Here is a 16,271-nt window from a genome sequence, read left to right on the forward strand (position 1 = left end):
AGGGTTGGGTGGGCTGGGGCCCGCAGGTCCCATTCGATGCAGTGCTCGTGATTCGCCAGGCTGACGGTTCGTTTCAACGGCGACCGATCAAGGACGTCCCGGTCAGGCCGAGCCACATCGCTCTTCTCCCGGAGGCCCGGCTTCTCGTCGCAGGCGGTCGAGCAGGCAAGGAGGAGTCGGGAGCCTGGAGCCCGAACGCCGTGGTGTTCTCGCTGGAAAGTGGTGACCAAGAGGCCACCTTCTGCATCGGCGACGACATCCCTGCTCTGGTGACCGATCGCGGGGGATCGATCTGGACGGCTTACGGAGACGAAGGTATCTACGGAGGGCATCCGGAGTCTGCAGCCGGTCTTGCCGGCTGGAGTGCCGATGGCCGGGCTACCTGGGCTCCGGGAGGTCGCCTTCCTGACGTGCCTTTGGAGGGATGCACCACTGCCACCGAGGGGGACCGGGTCTGGCTGGTCTGGTATTCCGGCAGTCGGCGGGGAGGCACGTTCTTGACGCGGATCACCCCGTCGACCGGTGAGGTGACCAGTTGGCCCAGCCCCGTACGTGACCCGGACGGGTTCGCCGTGCGCGACCATCGAGCGGTCCTGACCAAGCGCGTTCACAACCAGCGGTCAACCGAAGTGGTGCGAGCCAAGCTGGATGGTGATACCTGGGGTGTGACCGAGCGGCGCAAGATTCGAGTGCCCGGACGGATGGTCATGCGCTGCGGTCAGGGTCGCGACGGTCTTCTATGGCTTCGCGCTGGCGACACGTGGCTTCGCATCGAAGCCTGATAGCGGCTGACAGCGGGCAGCTCACGGTCGACGGGCCACCTCGGCTGCGTAGGCCATTCTGACCGCGCCGGCAGACCATCGTTCGGCCGCCATAGGGCTGATACCGAGCAGCCGTTGCAGCACGGCCGGTGGCATCTGTGTGCAAAGGTCGAGCAGGGCGGCGCATCGTCCGGCTTCGGATGGGAGGCCGATGTTCCGCAGACGGGTCGCGAGCCGGCTGCTGGTCAGTGCTCGTCCGGGACGCTGGGTCGGGAACAGCCAGGGCGCGTTTGTCTCGTTGCTGTTGACCGCGTGCTCGTGGCTGTGCGCGATGTCGACGAGTTGCAGGACAAGGGCGTCCAGAGGCGGTGGCAGCCGGAGCGGCGTCTTGTTGATGCGCAGTGCGACGCCGTCCTCGTCGTGCAGGACGTGGTCGGTGGTCAGGCGGCAGGTCCTGGCGGGAGTCTGGCCGTAGATCAGGACCATCAGGCCGACGACGCGGTCCTTGGTCTCGAAGGAGTCGTCATTGAGGAGCTGGCGGGCGATCTTGGGGTGCTGGTAAGAACGCTGTCACCAACCGCAAACAAGGGGCGCCATGTTCGGCGCCGCAACCGGGGGAAGCCGACTGTTGCGGCGCCCTCGTCGCATCGGGACCGCCTGGGATGAACCCGCCCCTCTGGGCCCGCTGGCCGCTAAGTTCGGTGGGCGGCCCAGAGACGGGGCCAGCGGAAGGTCAGCTGGACGAGGGGTTTCAGGATGGCTGGGCAGAAGGTGTGGGCGGCTGTCGCGGTGGTGTGCACCGTGGTGGTCATGGGACTGGTGCTCGTCGTGGTACTGGCGGACCTGGAGACGGCGGACAAGATCGCCAGCGTGGTGGGGGCCAGTGTGGGGGTAATCGGGCTGGCTGTGTCGGTGTTCGCGCTCACCCGCGGCGAGGACACTCCGCCCGTGGCCGGTACCCGGTCCGTGCAGGCCCGCGGTGGCATCGGGCGGGTGGTGACCGGCGACAACAACCACCTCACCACGCCTGCCCCCAGGCCCCAACCGCCAGCAGGCGCAGACGGCGGCGCGGGCGGCCTGGCCGTTCCCGGGGAACGCGGCGTGGCCGCGGACGGCAGTATCGGCGAGGCCGTCACCGGCGACGGGAACCAGCAGCCGTGAGCGCCTTCCGACGCCGCAAGAACGAGAACGAGGGCGAGCCGGGGAGAACGGTGCCGGGCGAGCGCGGGCTGTCTGCCGGCGGGGACATCGGTCTCGGGGCCTCGGGCGACGGCAACGAGATCACGGTCCGGGACATCGTCACCGGTGACAACAACTCCATCACCCACCAGTACCACCTGCCCGCGAAGAGCGGCCCGGTGTGGCCGCACCAGGTCGGAGTGGTCCCCCTGTCTGCACGGTCTTTTCAACACCGCGGGGAGGGGGACCGGCTGCGGGCGGCGGTCGAAGGCGGGGGCACCGCGGTGCTCTCCCAGGTGCTGACGGGGATGGGCGGGGTCGGCAAAACCCAGCTCGCCGCCGACTATGCCCGCGCGGCCTGGGATGACGGCGGCCTGGACGTCCTGGTCTGGGTGACCGCGAGCTCCCAGTCGGCCGTGGTGAGCGGATTCGCGCAGGCCGGTGCCGAGTTGTGCCGAGCCGACACCGACGAACCCGAACAGGCCGCGAAACAGTTCCTGGCCTGGCTGGCTCCCAAGCCCGGGCAGCAGCCGTGCCGGTGGCTGATCGTCCTCGATGATGTCGCCGACCCCAATGATCTGACCGTTCACCCCGACGACCCCGCCCAGCGCTACAGCCTGTGGCCGCCGGCCAGCCCCCACGGCCGGGTACTGCTCACCACCCGCCGCCGCGACGCCGCCCTCTTCGGAGAGGGCCGTCGGCGGATCGAGGTCGGCCTGTTCACCCCCGACGAATCCCTCGCCTACCTCACCGCCGCCCTGCACGCCCAGGGCCGCACCGAGTCCGCAGACCAGCTCACCGCCCTCGCCCACGACCTCGGACACCTGCCGCTGGCTCTGGCCCAGGCCGCCGCCTACCTCATCGACTCCGGCGAAACAGCTGCCGCCTACCGGCATCTGCTGGCCGACCGTGCCACCACACTCGACCACCTCGCCCCCGACGTCCTGCCCGACGAGCAGGCCGCCGCCCTCGCCGCAGCCTGGTCCCTGTCCATCGACCGCGCTGACACCCTGCGCCCCGCCGGCCTGGCTCGCCCCATGCTCCACCTCGCCGCCCTCCTCGACGCCAACGGCATCCCCCAGGACGTCCTCACCGGCCAGAGCGCCCGTGCCTACCTCGCCGCACACCGCACCCCAACCAGCCCCACCCCGCAGCAGACCCCCGTCTCCCCCGCGGACGCGGTACGCGCCCTGCGCGCCCTGGACCGGCTCAGCCTCATCGACCACCACCAGGACACCCCCCACCAGGCCGTCCGCGTCCACCAGCTCATCCAGCGCGCCACCCGCGACACCCTCACACCCCACCAGCACCACCAGGCAACGCGCACCGCCGCCGACGCCCTCCAGACGGCCTGGCCCGACGTCGAACGCGACACCGACCTCGCCCAAGCCCTGCGCACCAACGCCGATGCCCTCACCCGCTACGCCGAAGACGGCCTGTACCAGCCGGACGCGCACCCGGTGCTGTACCGCCTCGGCCTCAGCCTCGGTGAATCCGGTCAGGTCACCGCCGCCATCGACCACTTCCAGCACCTCACCGACACCACCGGCAACTTCTTGGGCGAAGACCACCCTCACGCCCTCACCGCCCGGAACAACCTCGCCCTCTGGCGGGGGGAGGCCGGGGATGCGGCCGGGGCCGCGCAGGCCTTCGCCGACCTCCTCGCCGACCAAATCCGGGTGCTGGGAGCCGACCACCCCGACACGCTCGCCGCCCGGAACAACCTCGCCCGCTGGCGGGGGGAGGCGGGGGACGCAGCCGGGGCCGCGCATGCCCTCGCCGACCTCCTCGCCGACCGAATCCGGGTGCTGGGAGCCGACCACCCCGACACGCTCACCACCCAGAACAACCTCGCCATGATGCGGGGGTGGGCGGGGGATGCGGCCGGGGCCGCGCATGCCCTCGCCGACGTCCTCGCCGGGCGAATCCGGGTGCTGGGAGCCGACCACCCCGAGACGCTCGCCGCCCGGAACAACCTCGCCATGATGCGGGGGGAGGCGGGGGATGCGGCCGGGGCCGCGCATGCCCTCGCCGACCTCCTGGAGTCCACGGTGCGGGTGCTGGGAGCCGACCATCCCATCACCCTCACGACCCGGGGCAACCTCGCCCGCTGGCGGGGGGAGGCGGGGGACGCGGCCGGGGCCGCGCATGCCCTCGCCGACCTCCTCGCCGACCGAATCCGGGTGCTGGGAGCCGACCACCCCGACACGCTCACCACCCGGAACAACCTCGCCGCTATGCGGGGGTGGGCGGGGGATGCGGCCGGGGCCGCGCATGCCCTCGCCGACCTCCTCGCCGACCGAATCCGGGTGTTGGGAGCCGACCACCCCGACACGCTCAGCACCCGGAACAACCTCGCCCTCTGGCGGGGGGAGGCCGGGGATGCAGCCGGGGCCGCGCAGGCCTTCGCCGACCTCCTGGAGTTCACGGTGCGGGTGCTCGGAGCCGACCACCCCCACGTGTCGATCTTTCGACAGAACCTCGGCCACTGGCGGAAGAAGGCGGAGAGGATGCCTGAGCCTGGTAACGATCACTCGTGAGACACCAAGACCACCTCGGTGTCGTGGGCCGCGACGTCGTGCATGGCCGCGTCCACGTAACGCGCACCCTTCTTTGCGGCTGGTGACAGCGTTCTTACCGGCACCCCGACACCGACACCCTCCAGCGGAAGATCGACCACCTTGAACAACAAGTCGCCGAGCTCCGCGACCAGCTCTCCGAACGCGAAGAAGACCTCCAGGCATCCCGAGCCACGAACCGCGAGTTGATGACCCAACTCAACAGCACCCCTCACCGCCCCCGCTGACATGCGAGCCCAGATACCAACCGCTGGTCGGTGGATCGCAGCCCTCACTTTGGGGTGCGAGCAAGTCGGTTCCGCCCGGCGGTCAGGCGGGAACGCCAGCCCGGTCCAGGACGGCGGCCATCTCGTCCTCGGGGAGCGCCGGGTTGGCACCCGCGCTGGATGCCAGTTCGGGGACGAGGAGGGCCTCGCGGAGCCGGTGGAACGGGAGGCGCGGGTCGCGGGCCGCCGCCTGACGCGTCCAGACAACGGGGTCGTGGCTGAGCCGTTCGATCAGCTCCGGCGTGGCGGCCGGATCCCGTACGGCCAGTCGGCGGTAGTTCCCGTCGGGGTGGTTCGCGTAGCGGGTGGCTAGGCCCTCGCGGGGGAACCGCGGGTGCGTCTCCGCCATCCAGGCGGAGAACGTCCCACCCAGCCGCGCAAACACCCGCATCAGGACCTCCTCCGGAGTATCGGGGTGGTGAATGCCCAGGAGGTTCTCCACCGCCGGGTCCTCGACGCGTGCAAGCAGGCGCAGCAGGTCAGGCGGCAGATGGGGGCTTCGGGCAGGAGGGCGAGCTGCTCGTCCAGCCAGATCCGCCAGGGCTCGTACTCGTCGAGCACCGCCAGGTCGTAGGAGAGCATCCGGTTCTCTGGCGGGCGCTTGCCGTAGCGGTGGCGCTGTTCGGCGACGAACTGGGGGCCGAAGCGCCGAAGGGACTGTTCCGTGTTCATGGACCCGGATTCTCCGGCTTCCCATCGCCGTGCGCACCGAGATTGAAGGTCCTGCGCAGTCGCCCCCGACCGTGGCTATACGAGAACTGGGCCGGCACGGGTCAGTCGGTGACGTCCGTCCCGCTGGGCGCGCGACCGCTGGCGCCGAGGGTGCGGCGCGGGCCCGGCGCCGGTGCGGAGCGGGGCTGGAACAGGCCGCGGCCTCGCAGTTCGTCGAGGTTCGGGAAACGGCTGCCCGGGATCGATTCGTGGAGGTCGGCCTCGGCGGCGACGACGCGGTCGGCGTTCTCCGGCCCGGGGCCCAGGGTGCGGCGTTCGTTCACGCTGCTCATCGTATGGGGCGGTCACTTCCCGCAACGGCGAAGGAGTCGGTCGCCCCGGTGAGGGTGACCGACTCCTTCCGTGTCTTGGCTCCCCAGGTCCATGGGGAGGAGTGGTGCCTGTCCACCTCTGTCTGAGCAGGGCGCACCGTGGGGCGTACGGCGGCGCGGCAAGGTCGGGCCGGGATTCGGGGTCAGCGGGAGGCCACACGCGGAGTTCCGCGATGGCGGCCTCGAAGTCTTGGAGGCTGTCGAAAGCCTTGTACACGGACGCGAAGCGCAGGTAGGCGACGAGGTCGAGCTCCTGCAAGGGGCCGAGGATAGCCAGGCCCACGTCACGGATGGTCAGCTCGGCGCTTCCGGTGGCGCGCACCGCCTCCTCGACCCGCAACGCGGCTACCGCCGTCGATGCGGAAGGTCGGCCAGGCGGTCGGCCTCTCCAGCGCCTCCTCGGTGGCGCACCAATTCATGCTTCCTCCGCCGCGACCCGCACCGGCCCGCGCGTACGAGGTCTGCGGCTCCGACCAGCCGAGCACCCAGCCGACGGACACCACCGGCAAGCCGGCCGCGTCGTACGTCCCGCTGGTCGGCCGCAGGAGAGTTGGCATATTCCACCAGCACATCGGTAGCACGCGAGGCGCTACGAGCCCCTGGCGAGGCCAGCCTGCAGGCGTGAGCCCGGCACGGGTGTGCCGGGCTCGAACGGTCCTAGGGCAGCGCGTGCCGTGCCGCGGGGGCTGTGTGCTCCCACTGGCCTGTGTGGTGGACGGTGGGCTGGTTCATGTCGTCGGCGAGGAGGTGGACCAGGAGAATGCCGGTCGCGCGCCGGCTGAGGGTGCGGGCGGCGGCGATAAGGCGTGGGTGCTGGTCGGCGGGCATGGAGAGGGCGAGGCTGGAAGCCCGGCCGGGCAGGCCGAGGGAGTAGGCGACGCAGAGTTCGGTGTCGGCGTATTCCAGGAGGTCGAACTGGGCTGCGTGCGGGCCGTCGACGTCGAGGTGCTGGAAGAGGGTTCGTTCGTCGGTGATGGTGCGGTCGGTCAGCTGGATGAACGGGTACCTGCTGAGGTGGTCCATCCGCGAGGCGAAGTTCTGCTGGGCCAGCAGGCTCTTGCCGACGGCGTTCGCGTGGGCTGTCACCCCGAACGGCGTCTGCTCGGTGACGGCCGGGGCGGTGTCGCTGGAGGACGACTCCTGGATGATGATCTCTCCGTCGGTGTAGGAGCTGATGTACACGGCGGCGCCGAGCTCGTCGCGCAGCTCGGCGAGCGTCCCGGTCAGCAGGGAGCTGGTGGTCAGCTTCGTCATAAGCTCGCCGGGGTAGTGGATGCCGTCTCGGGTCTCGAGGAATCTCTGCTCGCGCAGCCAGCTGAGCATCTGGACGGCGAAGCTCAGCGCTACCCCGGTGCGGCGGGCGAGGGTGCGGGTGTCGATGCCGTCGGGCCGGATGAGCTGGAGCATGTCCCGCGCCCGCTGGGTGATCTGCCACTTCTCCGGTACGGCAGCGGGTTGCGACGCGGGCCGGGCGAGCTGGGTCAGTCTGGCGGGACGCAGGGCGCCTGCCGACCACCCTGATGATCCGCTCGGGAGGATCAGGTGGTGTCTGGCGGGCGGCTCTGGCTGGAGATCGGGCAAGGACAGCGACAGGCCCGTGGGGACGGAATGCAGATGCGCTCTGCGGGTGGCGGGGTCGTCCTTGGGGCGTGGGGGCGGGCTCGGGATCGTGGGCAGGACGGGTGCCGAGACCAGGACCAGGTCGGACACGCCCGTTCCCGCACTCGCCTCCGCTTGCGTCTGCCGGCGCTCGTCGGCGTCTTGTAGCGGGCTGGAGTCCTCGTCGGCCGGGGCCGGCGCTTCGGCGGAGCGTCGCAGATGCTCGCGGGCCTCCTCGAAGAAGACCTCGTCTTCGGGCCTCGCCTTTGCCCCAGCCGGGTTCGCGTCGTCCGGTTCTTGCAGGAGACGTCGCGCGTCGCCGTGCCCGTGCTGAGCCGCCTCGACGATGAGGAAGTGGGCCTCCTGTGTCCACTCCGGTCCCGTGCGCAGCGTGATCACGGCCAGGCGGAACAACGCGCCGGGGTGTCCTGCGGCGGCGGCGATGCCCAGCCAGTCCACTGCCGGAGCGAGCTCGCCCCGCAGCAGCGCCTTCGACCCGAGCCGGTAGAACGAGTTCGCCTTCCTCCGGGCCTCGACACTGTGAGGGGAAGGGCGGTCCAGGGGGCCGAAGTCCCCGCCGGGCCGGTCCCAGAAGTCCGGCGGCCCCTGCAACTTCCTGCGGAGGGCGAGCAGCCCGCCAGGGGATTCGGGCGCAGAGCTTCCGGCGCCGTTGTCCTTGCTGAAGCGGCGCACCGCCGTCACCCATCCTTCTCTACGCGTCGTGTCTGCTTCCGATGCCCGTCACGGATGTGCTTGCCCAGCTTGCTGCGCAGCTCAACGACGGCGGATGAGCGGTCCTTGTGCAGCCGGATCCTGTCTATGCCCAGCACGCTGGCGATGTCGGTGTCCTCAAGGCCCTGGCTCTGCAACTGGACGATCTTGCGGCGCTGGGTGCGGGGCATCGCGTCGATCAAGGGCACGACGAGGCGTTCCAGGAGGTCGGCGTCGTCGGGAGAAACGCGCGGCGGCGGGATCGCGGCCACGAACTCGCTGTCGTAGCGGACGGGGTCGCGCTGCAGGGCGCGCAGCGCGTCTTTGGCCAGGTTCCGCGAGGCCGTCCTGAGGTATCCGGGCAGCTTCGTCACCGAGTCCAGCTCTCCGGAGGCGGCCTTGGCCGCCACCCGCTCGTACGCCTCCTGTGCGATGTCCTCGCACGCCGCCTGCGACAGCAGCGGCCGGTACTTCTTGCACAGGACCAGCGGCTCCGTCGCCATGAACATCGCGTAGCAGTCCAGCAGCCGCTGCTCCACATCGGTGAGAGAGGGCTGCACGGACATATCGCCGCCTACCACGGGCCGTTCTCCTTCACCGGTCCATGCGGCCCCAGGCCGGGACCACCTCCGGCGGGGAGAAAGACCGAGATCTCCACCTGCCCGGGAGGCAGGACGGCAATCCGGACGCCGACCGGTCCCCGGCTGGTCGCCGGGAAGGGTTCGGCGTCGACGGCTCCAGGCTCCAGCGCCGTCCCGGCACGGTACGACCGCCGGTCCCACCACACCTGGACCACGGCGGCCGCGGTCTGCACCACTGCCGCTGCCACCGCGGCGAGCTCGGACACGGCCAAGCACGACGTCATCGACTTGATCTCCATCGTCAGTATCAGGGGGCGCACCAAGCGCCTTCGCCCCACCCGACGATCCCGCTCCCCGGTTATCCCCCGGGCGACCGAACATTTCCTCAGATGACCGAAGCCAACCGGCGCTGCCCGGATCCCGACCAGAACACGTCGTTGCATGACCGCAGACCGCGCGGCGGTCGAACTCGCGGTGCCGACGATGCTGGCGACGCCGGCCATGGGGGCGGCGCCAGTGGACATGACTGTGCCCCCGCAGGGCGGGGGCACGAAGCGCGCCAACGACCAGTCGGCTCACTCGGACTCAACGTAGCGGCCGCGAGGCGCCAGACAGCTGAATCTGCGGATCGGATGACCGGGACGGACTACACGCGGCCCGCGACGATGACGTACGCCTTGACGACGCCAGGCGCCGACGGTTTCGATCAGTCGAGCTCAACGTACGTGGAGATAACTAGTCTTCAACACCTGCCCCGGAGACCAGGACGGCGGTATCGGTCAGGCCGACTTCTCGTGCTCGGTGATGCGGGTGAAGCCGACGCCTACCCAATCGGGCCCGGCAATCGGCTCCACTCGGCGGCAAGCCCGACGGCCGCCCTCCGGAGGCGGTGGAGGAGTTGCCCGTCAGCAGTCGTCGCCGCTGGCGAGGAGCTTGACGATCCCGGTCTTCCGGGCCTCAAGGGCCGCGTGCATCCGGGTGGCCGCGGACGGCAGCAGGAGTTCATCCGCTTCGTCGGGACATGCCCACATGTGGTCTTCGAGTTCGTCGTCAGGCAGCGTGACCGAGGCGTCGGCGGGGACGGTGCCGGCGTCGAAGACGAGGTTGATCGCCGGGCCGTCGAGCCGTTCGCCGGGCGGGGACCAGGTGACGACCAGGATGCCGTGCATCGGTCGGTCGAGGCCGGTCTCCTCCAGCAGTTCCCGGCGGGCGCAGGTCTCGGGGTCCTCGCCCTGGTCGACGGTGCCGCCGGGGAACTGCCAGGCGTCGCGGTACTGGGGCTTGACGATGAGGACGCGGTCGAGTTCGTCGGTGACGAGGACGGCAGTGCCGGTGTACGCGCGGGTGAGGGTGGCGAGCCACTGTTCGCGCGGGAGGAACGGGCGCGGCTGCTGCTTCGTGGGCATGTCGGCCCTTTCGGCTTAACGCGTATGGCCCCTGCGGAAGCCCGCAGGGGCCACGTTCACGGCTGGGTCTGCCGTGAGGCTAGCGCGTCGGCCGTAGGGCTGTCGTAACGACGAGGTCAGCGAGGCGTTGCGCGGCGTCGGGCTGGCCGGCGGAGCGGGCCGAGCGGGCCATGCTCTGCCGGCGGGCGGGGTCCTTCAGGAGCGGAAGGAGCGCGTCGCGCAGTCCGTCGGGGGTGGCGGTGGCGTGGTCGAGGCAGAGGGCGGCTCCGGCGGTCTGGAGGGTCTGGGCGTTGCGGAGCTGTTCCTGGCCGGCGGTGGGGATGAGGGGGATGAGGATGGACGGTTTGCCGATGGCGGTGAGTTCGGCGAGGGTTCCGGCGCCGGATCGGGAGATGACGATGTCGGAGGCGGCGAGGATGTCGGCCAGGCCGTCGCTGACGTAGGGGACGAGCCGGTACCGGTGGGCGTGTTCGGGCGTGAGGCCGGCGGTCTGCTGCTTGATCTGGTCGTAGTGGGCCTCGCCGCACTGGTGAAGGATCTGGCAGTGCGGCAGAAGGTGGGGGAGGTTGTCGGTGATCAGGCGGTTGATCTGGGCGGAGCCCTGTGCGCCGCCGGTGACGTAGACGAGCGGGGTGTCCGGGTCGAGCTGGTGGGCGCGGTGGGTGGCAGCGGAGTCGCCGTCGAACAGGGCGGGGCGTACGGGGTTGCCGGTGACGACGGCCCGCTGCCTGGCCGCGGGCGGCAGGGAGTCGAGCGAGGTGGCGTGGCTGAGGGCGATGGCGGTGGCGCCGCGGGCGAGGATGCGGTTGGCCAGGCCGAGGGTGGTGATCTGCTCGTGCATGACGAGCGGTACGCCGACGATGCGGGCGGCCAGGCCGAGGGGGACGGCGACGTAGCCGCCGGTCGACATGACGACGTGCGGGCGGAAGCGACGGAGTTCGGCGACGGCCTGGCCGAGGCCGGCGGGGACCTTGGCCAGGTCGACGGTCGTGGTCGCAAGGGCCTTGAGGTTGAGGGAGCGGCGGACCTTGCCGGTGGCGATGGTGCGGAAGCAGATGCCGGCCTCGGCGGCGACGCGGGCTTCGAGGCCGGTGGGGGTGCCGTACCAGGTGACGTCGAGGTCGGTGTCGCGGGCGGCGAGGTTGGTGCGGATGGTGTTGATGGTGGTGAGGGCGGGGTAGGTGTGGCCGCCGGTCCCGCCGCCGGTCACGGCCAGGCGGATCGTCGTGGTGCTGGTCACCGGGTGGGCTCCTTGTCGTCGTCGGGGCGAGGACCAGGGTGGTCAGGCCGCCGTGGTGGTGTCGCCGAGCAGGGCGCGCGCCCGGGTCAGGCTGTCGGGGTCTTTGATGGCCTCCCAGTAGGGGAGAACGACGGCGGTGCCGGGGGTGTTCTTGGCGAGCGCCATGTTGACGGCGGTCTCGTAGTCGCCGAAGGCGATCGTGTCGCGGCGGATGCGCCGGATGAGGGGGCGGCCGGCGAGGTGGTGGACCCAGATGTTGACCAGGCGGCCGGGCGGGCAGCCGCCGGGCGGGCGCTCGATGATGCCTTCGAGGTCGGTGGTGCCGGGGCGGAAGCCGAGCATGCCGCCGACGAAGGTGCGCTCGAGGACGGCGCTGGCGATGCTGATGCCGTGCTCGGGCAGGGCTTTGGCGACGAGGGTGTAGGCGTCGTCGGGGACGATGTCGGTGATGCCGCAGAGGAAGGCGCTCGTGCAGTCGGCGGGCAGCAGGCGCAGGCCGGTCGCGGCGGCGGCGTGGGCGTCGGGGCCGTCCTGGAGGACGACCTGGAACGGGGTGCCGTCGGCGACCTGGGCGGCGTGGTCGGCCACGGCGGCCTGGTTGTCTTCGTTGGTGACGATGATGAAGGAGCGGGTGCCGGCGGCGCGGGCCTGGCGCATGTGCCGCTGCAGGAGGGTCTCGCCGGCGAGGACGAGGGTGGGCTTGTCCCGGCCCAGGCGGGTGCCGTGGCCGGCGGCGAGCAGTATGGCGGTGGTCATGAGGATGCTCCTTCGCTGAGGATGCCGAGCAGGACCTTGGTGACGCGGGTGGTGTCGTCCCGGCTGATGCCGGTGTGGAAGGGCAGGCACAGGGTGCGGCGCAGCAGCGCGCGCAGGCCCGGCAGGCTCGCGGCCTCGTACGGGGCGAGGGCGGGGTAGTCGGTCCAGGGGCGGGCGAACATGACGGCGGTGCCGATCTGTTCGCGGGCGAGCGCGGCCTGGACGGTGAGGGCGTCGTGGCCGTCGCCGAGGTCGACGCAGAACCGGCTCCAGGTGCTCCTCGGGCGCCGGCCGGGCGGCAGAAGGGCGGGGCGCTCGGCGAGCAGGGTGGTGGCGTAGGCGTCCGCGACCTGGGCGAGGGCGTCGGCGGTGGCGGTGCGCGCCTTCCACTGGTGGGTGGCCAGGAGGGCGTCGGTCTCGGAGAGGGTGCGGTTGCGCAGCAGGGTGTCGCCGAGTTCCCAGAGGTGTTCGACGCCGCTGTGCTTGCGGCGGTCGCGGATCTCCTGGGCGAGGGCGGTGTTCGCGGTGACGACGGCGCCGCCGGCGGTGGAGGAGATCGGTTTGGTCGGGGCGAAGGACCAGGTGGAGGCGTCGCCCCAGGTGCCGGGCCCGGTCGGGTCGGTGGGCAGGACGTAGGCGCAGTCCTCGATGACGGTGACGCCGCGCTGCCACAGGGCGGCGATCGTGGTCTCGGCGTGGTCGGCGACGATGCCGCCGTGGTGGATCCAGATCACGATGGCGGAGCTGGGCACCTGGTTGGCGGCCGCGACGGTGGGGGCGAGGGTGGTGGGGTCGACGTCCATGGGGACGGGGGTGAAGCCGAGGCGGGCGGCCAGGGCCGGGATCGCCTGGAAGGCGTGCGCCGGCACGTGGACCTCGCGGTCCGGCTCGCGCAGCGTTTCGAGGACGAGTTCGAGGGCGTCCATGCCGGAGCCGACGACGATCGCCCGCCGGGCGAAGAAGCCGGCGAGTTCCATCTCCAGGCGGCTGGTGTGGACGCTGTCGCGGAGCAGGCCGCTGGCGACGGTGTGGGTCAGCTGCTGGGCGAGGCCGGCGGACTGGGCGGGGTTGCCGGTGGGGGGCCGCCACAGCGGCGTCCAGCCGTTCACGCGGCGACCGCCGGGGCCGGGGCGCGGCGAGCGACGCGGAGGGCGGGCAGGGAGTGGGGGCCGAGGTTCGCGATCAGGTCCAGGGTGCTGAGGTTGTCGAGCGTGCCCTGCGCGGGGTGCTGCTGGGGGTAGGCGGGCGGCTGGTAGTTCTGCCACTGGACGGCGATGCCGGCCTGTTCGAACAGGGTGGTGTTGAGGTAGCGGGTGCGCGATCCGTCGCCGGCGAGGTACGTCGTGGCGCCGACCTCGCGGCACAGCTCGACCAGGCGGGCCGTCTTCGCGGCGCGGGCCGGGCGAAGGCGGCTGGAGCGGATCGTGGGGGTGCGAATGTCGAGGACGCGGGCGAGTTCGGTGGAGCAGGCGAGGTTGAGGTCCGCCAGGGTCGGCCACGTCCGGGGGGCGTAGAGCAGGTTCAGCAGGTCGCTGCACAGGTCCCGGTGCGGGGCGCGGGCGTACGCCTGCTCGATCGTGGCCCGGTGCTTGTTCTGCCAGGGCAGGGTGTAGTCGAGGCGGGCCGCGGTGAGCCGTTCCTGCCGGCCGGTGTGGACGACGGGGGCGGTCAGCAGGCGGCGCCCGTCGTGGGTCTTGATCCAGTTCCGGTTCTGCCAGCCGCCTCGGGTGAAGGCCGCGTCGTCGAGCCAGATGAACAGGTCCGCCTGGTCGAGCTTGTCCAGCAGCCCGGGGTACGGCAGGTAGTGCGGCTGGTGGATGGCCACGGTCAGGGCCATTTCGGACTCCTCTCGATGGTCTTCGCCAGATCGGCGGCCAGGGCCAGCGCGGCGGCGATCGTGGTGCCCATGTCGTCGTGGAACGTGCTGCCGCGGCCGGTGAACACGACACCGTCGGTGCGACGGGCGCGGTAGGCGTCGGCGAGGCGCTGGTTGTCCGGTGTGCGCAGGACGAAGTCGATGGCGTTGGGGCCGTCGCCGTGGTGCTCGTAGCCGACGAGGACCTTCTCGGTGGGGTTGGCCGGCTGGCCGGGCAGGTGCTCGGGGGTGTGGGCGCGGTAGTACGGGACGCCGGGGCCCGGGTAGGTGGTGGTGGCCGTGGCGGGGGCGGTGTGCCGGTCGGTCAGGCGCCAGTCGACGCAGATCCGGCCGCGTGCGAGCGTGCCCAGGTCGTGGTCGAACCAGGCGTCGATCGGGGTGGTGACGATGCAGGCGTGGGTGTACGGCGGCAGGTCGCGGACGGATGCCGCGTGGCGCCGCAGGACGGTGATGTCCCGGTTGTCGACGAGCCGGCCGAAGAAGTCCCCCCAGCCGTCGGCGGGAAAGCCCTGCCGGCCGACCGCCGACCGGAGACCGGCGGTGGGGGTGAAGCGGATCCCGAACCGGTCGGTGAACACCCCCGGCGCGAGCTGCTCTGGGCTGGTGCCCCACTGCTTGGTGATGTGCCCGCGGACGAACATCTCGTACAGGCGCGGCCCGAGCGCGGCGAGCGCCGCCTCCTGGGCGCTCGCCGGGGCCCGGCCGGTGCGGTGCGGTGCGACGTCCTGCTCGACGAGGACGCGGGCCGCCTCCGGGGTGAGGGAGGCGTCGCCGTAGCAGAGCCGGATGGCCTCCAGTCCGAGCGGCAGCGGCACCAGCTCGCCGCCGATGTCGGCGTACGCCCGCCGCTGGTGGCTGATCATCCGGGTCCGGCCGGCCACGTACGTCCACACGTCCGGGTCGCTGGTCGCCAGGGTGTGCGTGCCGTACGGGTTGTACTGCACGCCGGTGTGCGGGCAGACGGTCGAGGCGCACAGGCCGCCGAGCCGGTCGGTGGCTTCCAGGACCATGACCCAGGCGCCGGGCAGCAGGGCCGTGAGCCGGTCCGCGGTCACGAGCCCGAACAGGCCGGCGCCGACGATGACGACGTCGGGCCGCATCACAGGAACCACGCGTGCTGGGTCTCGAACTCCTCGGCACCGGGCGCCGCCAGGTCGCCGGCCTGCCAGGCGTCGATGGCCCGGGTCTGGTGGATATGGCGGCAGCCCATCCGGTAGCAGCCCGACAGGGCCATGTTGGAGATGAGCCGCTGTGCGACCTGCTGGTGCCGCTCGCTGCCCCAGATGTCCTCGAGGTTGTTCTCCCGCAGGTCGCCGATGAGGTACTCGCTGCGGCCCCACTGCGGGCCGCAGGCGTACACCTCGCCGTTGGCCAGCACCCAGCAGTTGAACCCGGCGGCCACCGTCCAGCACCAGCGGTGCGCACCGTCGGCGCCCTTGGCGTGTTCGCCCAGGATGTGCCCGGCCTGTTCGCGCCAGGCCGGCAGGCCGCGTTCGTCGGCGAGGCGGAGCAGCAGTTCGCGGAACTCCTCGCGCTGACGGGTGTCGAGGACGAACGGCTCGCCGGTCTTCTCGTAGTCGTCGACGAGCCGGATGTGGATGTTGTCGAAGCCGACGTGTTCGGCCCAGTCGTAGATCTGCTCCAGCCACCGGTAGTTCGTGGCGTTGATCAGGACTTTGGCGTTGACCTTCGGGGTGGTCAGGCCGGCGGCGTTGCGGGTGGCGATGATCGCGCGGGCCGCCTGCTCCATCGCGGTGTGCGAGCGGGTGTGGGCGACCTGCTCGTAGGTGTCGTCGTCGTAGGCGAAGACGGCGACCTCGATGAACGTCATCCGTTCGAGGACGTCCGGGCGGGCGAGCGGCATCCCCTTGATCAGGTTCGACGCCATGCCGGCCCGGGTGGTGGCCAGCGGGAGGCGGGCGATGTAGTCGGCGATCTTCCCGCCGCGCCACTGGGTGGGCTCTCCCCCGCCGCAGTACTGCACCCCGCGCACACCCATGGCGGTGATCGAGTCGTGGAGGCGGTCCATCATCTCGACCGGCATCGATGCGAAGCCGTAGGCGGCGTTGCGGTTCTTCGCGTAGCAGTGGTCGCACCGGGTGTTGCAGGCGAAGGTGGCGTACATCTCCAGCGACCACGGGGCGCTGCGGATCTTGATGCCGCGCTGGAGCGGGCCGGGTAAGAACGTGGCCTTGGCGGCGTGCAGGGCTTTGGTCGCGGAGGAGTACGGGCTGGGCTGGGCGGTGGTGGTGATCTGCTCGAACTCGGGCATGG

18 protein-coding genes and 2 pseudogenes are annotated in these 16,271 nt (G+C 71.3%); 4 read left to right on the forward strand and 16 right to left on the reverse strand.

Annotated elements, in window-relative coordinates:
• Positions 1-41: 41 nt before the first annotated feature.
• Positions 42-782 (forward strand): Kelch repeat-containing protein, encoded by a 741-nt coding sequence (locus tag SVTN_RS42915; protein ID WP_245728043.1) that lies wholly within the window; start codon positions 42-44, stop codon positions 780-782.
• Between the two features lie 21 nt (positions 783-803).
• Here the strand turns inward: SVTN_RS42915 and SVTN_RS39530 are convergent, their stop codons facing one another.
• Positions 804-1,247, reverse strand: a complete 444-nt coding sequence (locus tag SVTN_RS39530; RefSeq protein WP_245728044.1) for a hypothetical protein — start codon at positions 1,245-1,247, stop codon at positions 804-806.
• A gap of 270 nt (positions 1,248-1,517) precedes the next feature.
• Here SVTN_RS39530 and SVTN_RS39535 point away from each other — a divergent pair, with 270 nt between their 5' ends.
• Positions 1,518-1,922 (forward strand): hypothetical protein, encoded by a 405-nt coding sequence (locus SVTN_RS39535; RefSeq protein ID WP_041134792.1) that lies wholly within the window; start codon positions 1,518-1,520, stop codon positions 1,920-1,922.
• Positions 1,919-4,480, forward strand: a complete 2,562-nt coding sequence (locus tag SVTN_RS39540; RefSeq protein WP_425429071.1) for a tetratricopeptide repeat protein — start codon at positions 1,919-1,921, stop codon at positions 4,478-4,480. Before SVTN_RS39535 ends, SVTN_RS39540 begins: the two co-directional genes overlap by 4 nt.
• On the opposite strand, the gene SVTN_RS39545 is transcribed toward SVTN_RS39540, so the two are convergent.
• The 5 genes and pseudogenes from SVTN_RS39545 to SVTN_RS46020 form a co-directional block, all read right to left on the reverse strand.
• Entirely contained in the window at positions 4,471-4,749 is a 279-nt protein-coding gene (locus SVTN_RS39545; protein ID WP_041134793.1) for a hypothetical protein, read from the reverse strand. The two genes, SVTN_RS39540 and SVTN_RS39545, sit on opposite strands and share 10 nt — an antisense overlap.
• A gap of 79 nt (positions 4,750-4,828) precedes the next feature.
• Positions 4,829-5,176 (reverse strand): hypothetical protein, encoded by a 348-nt coding sequence (locus SVTN_RS39550; RefSeq protein WP_245728045.1) that lies wholly within the window; start codon positions 5,174-5,176, stop codon positions 4,829-4,831.
• Complete coding sequence (locus SVTN_RS46015) at positions 5,176-5,457, reverse strand: hypothetical protein (RefSeq protein WP_245728046.1); 282 nt, start codon at positions 5,455-5,457, stop codon at positions 5,176-5,178. The genes SVTN_RS39550 and SVTN_RS46015 overlap by 1 nt, the downstream gene beginning before the upstream one ends.
• 101 nt (positions 5,458-5,558) lie before the next feature.
• Positions 5,559-5,780, reverse strand: coding sequence for a hypothetical protein (locus tag SVTN_RS44550; RefSeq protein WP_159026585.1), 222 nt, complete (start codon positions 5,778-5,780; stop codon positions 5,559-5,561).
• A gap of 160 nt (positions 5,781-5,940) precedes the next feature.
• Positions 5,941-6,201: pseudogene (locus SVTN_RS46020) on the reverse strand (transcriptional regulator NrdR); the annotation flags it as partial.
• Here SVTN_RS46020 and SVTN_RS42925 point away from each other — a divergent pair.
• Positions 6,177-6,383, forward strand: a pseudogene (locus tag SVTN_RS42925) (LexA family protein); the annotation flags it as partial. The pseudogenes SVTN_RS46020 and SVTN_RS42925 sit on opposite strands and share 25 nt — an antisense overlap.
• A 102-nt stretch (positions 6,384-6,485) precedes the next feature.
• Here SVTN_RS42925 and SVTN_RS41350 read toward each other — a convergent pair.
• From SVTN_RS41350 to SVTN_RS39605, 10 genes are all read right to left on the reverse strand, one after another.
• The gene (locus tag SVTN_RS41350) at positions 6,486-8,129 is read right to left on the reverse strand and encodes an IclR family transcriptional regulator domain-containing protein (RefSeq protein ID WP_052499805.1); all 1,644 of its coding nucleotides are present in this window, start codon (positions 8,127-8,129) and stop codon (positions 6,486-6,488) included.
• Positions 8,126-8,719: an RNA polymerase sigma factor gene (locus tag SVTN_RS44555; RefSeq protein ID WP_159026586.1), complete on the reverse strand. Its 594-nt coding sequence runs from the start codon at positions 8,717-8,719 to the stop codon at positions 8,126-8,128. The genes SVTN_RS41350 and SVTN_RS44555 overlap by 4 nt, the downstream gene beginning before the upstream one ends.
• Positions 8,713-9,243 (reverse strand): hypothetical protein, encoded by a 531-nt coding sequence (locus SVTN_RS44560; protein ID WP_218922738.1) that lies wholly within the window; start codon positions 9,241-9,243, stop codon positions 8,713-8,715. Before SVTN_RS44560 ends, SVTN_RS44555 begins: the two co-directional genes overlap by 7 nt.
• Positions 9,244-9,624: 381 nt before the next feature.
• Positions 9,625-10,125, reverse strand: coding sequence for an NUDIX domain-containing protein (locus SVTN_RS39575; RefSeq protein ID WP_041134796.1), 501 nt, complete (start codon positions 10,123-10,125; stop codon positions 9,625-9,627).
• A gap of 79 nt (positions 10,126-10,204) precedes the next feature.
• Positions 10,205-11,365, reverse strand: a complete 1,161-nt coding sequence (locus SVTN_RS39580) for a UDP-N-acetylglucosamine--N-acetylmuramyl-(pentapeptide) pyrophosphoryl-undecaprenol N-acetylglucosamine transferase (protein ID WP_041134797.1) — start codon at positions 11,363-11,365, stop codon at positions 10,205-10,207.
• 42 nt (positions 11,366-11,407) lie between these two features.
• Positions 11,408-12,121, reverse strand: coding sequence for an NTP transferase domain-containing protein (locus SVTN_RS46305; protein ID WP_041134798.1), 714 nt, complete (start codon positions 12,119-12,121; stop codon positions 11,408-11,410).
• On the reverse strand, positions 12,118-13,230 hold the full coding sequence (locus SVTN_RS39590; protein ID WP_041134799.1) for a DegT/DnrJ/EryC1/StrS family aminotransferase: 1,113 nt from the start codon (positions 13,228-13,230) through the stop codon (positions 12,118-12,120). The genes SVTN_RS46305 and SVTN_RS39590 overlap by 4 nt, the downstream gene beginning before the upstream one ends.
• The gene (locus tag SVTN_RS39595) at positions 13,227-13,958 is read right to left on the reverse strand and encodes a WbqC family protein (RefSeq protein WP_052499806.1); all 732 of its coding nucleotides are present in this window, start codon (positions 13,956-13,958) and stop codon (positions 13,227-13,229) included. Before SVTN_RS39595 ends, SVTN_RS39590 begins: the two co-directional genes overlap by 4 nt.
• Positions 13,949-15,097 (reverse strand): UDP-galactopyranose mutase, encoded by a 1,149-nt coding sequence (locus tag SVTN_RS39600; protein ID WP_041134800.1) that lies wholly within the window; start codon positions 15,095-15,097, stop codon positions 13,949-13,951. The genes SVTN_RS39595 and SVTN_RS39600 overlap by 10 nt, the downstream gene beginning before the upstream one ends.
• Complete coding sequence (locus tag SVTN_RS39605) at positions 15,097-16,269, reverse strand: SPASM domain-containing protein (RefSeq protein ID WP_041134801.1); 1,173 nt, start codon at positions 16,267-16,269, stop codon at positions 15,097-15,099. Before SVTN_RS39605 ends, SVTN_RS39600 begins: the two co-directional genes overlap by 1 nt.
• Between the last annotated feature and the right edge of the window lie 2 nt (positions 16,270-16,271).

Source organism: Streptomyces vietnamensis, from assembly GCF_000830005.1.
In the GTDB taxonomy this organism is placed as follows: Bacteria; Actinomycetota; Actinomycetes; order Streptomycetales; family Streptomycetaceae; genus Streptomyces; species Streptomyces vietnamensis.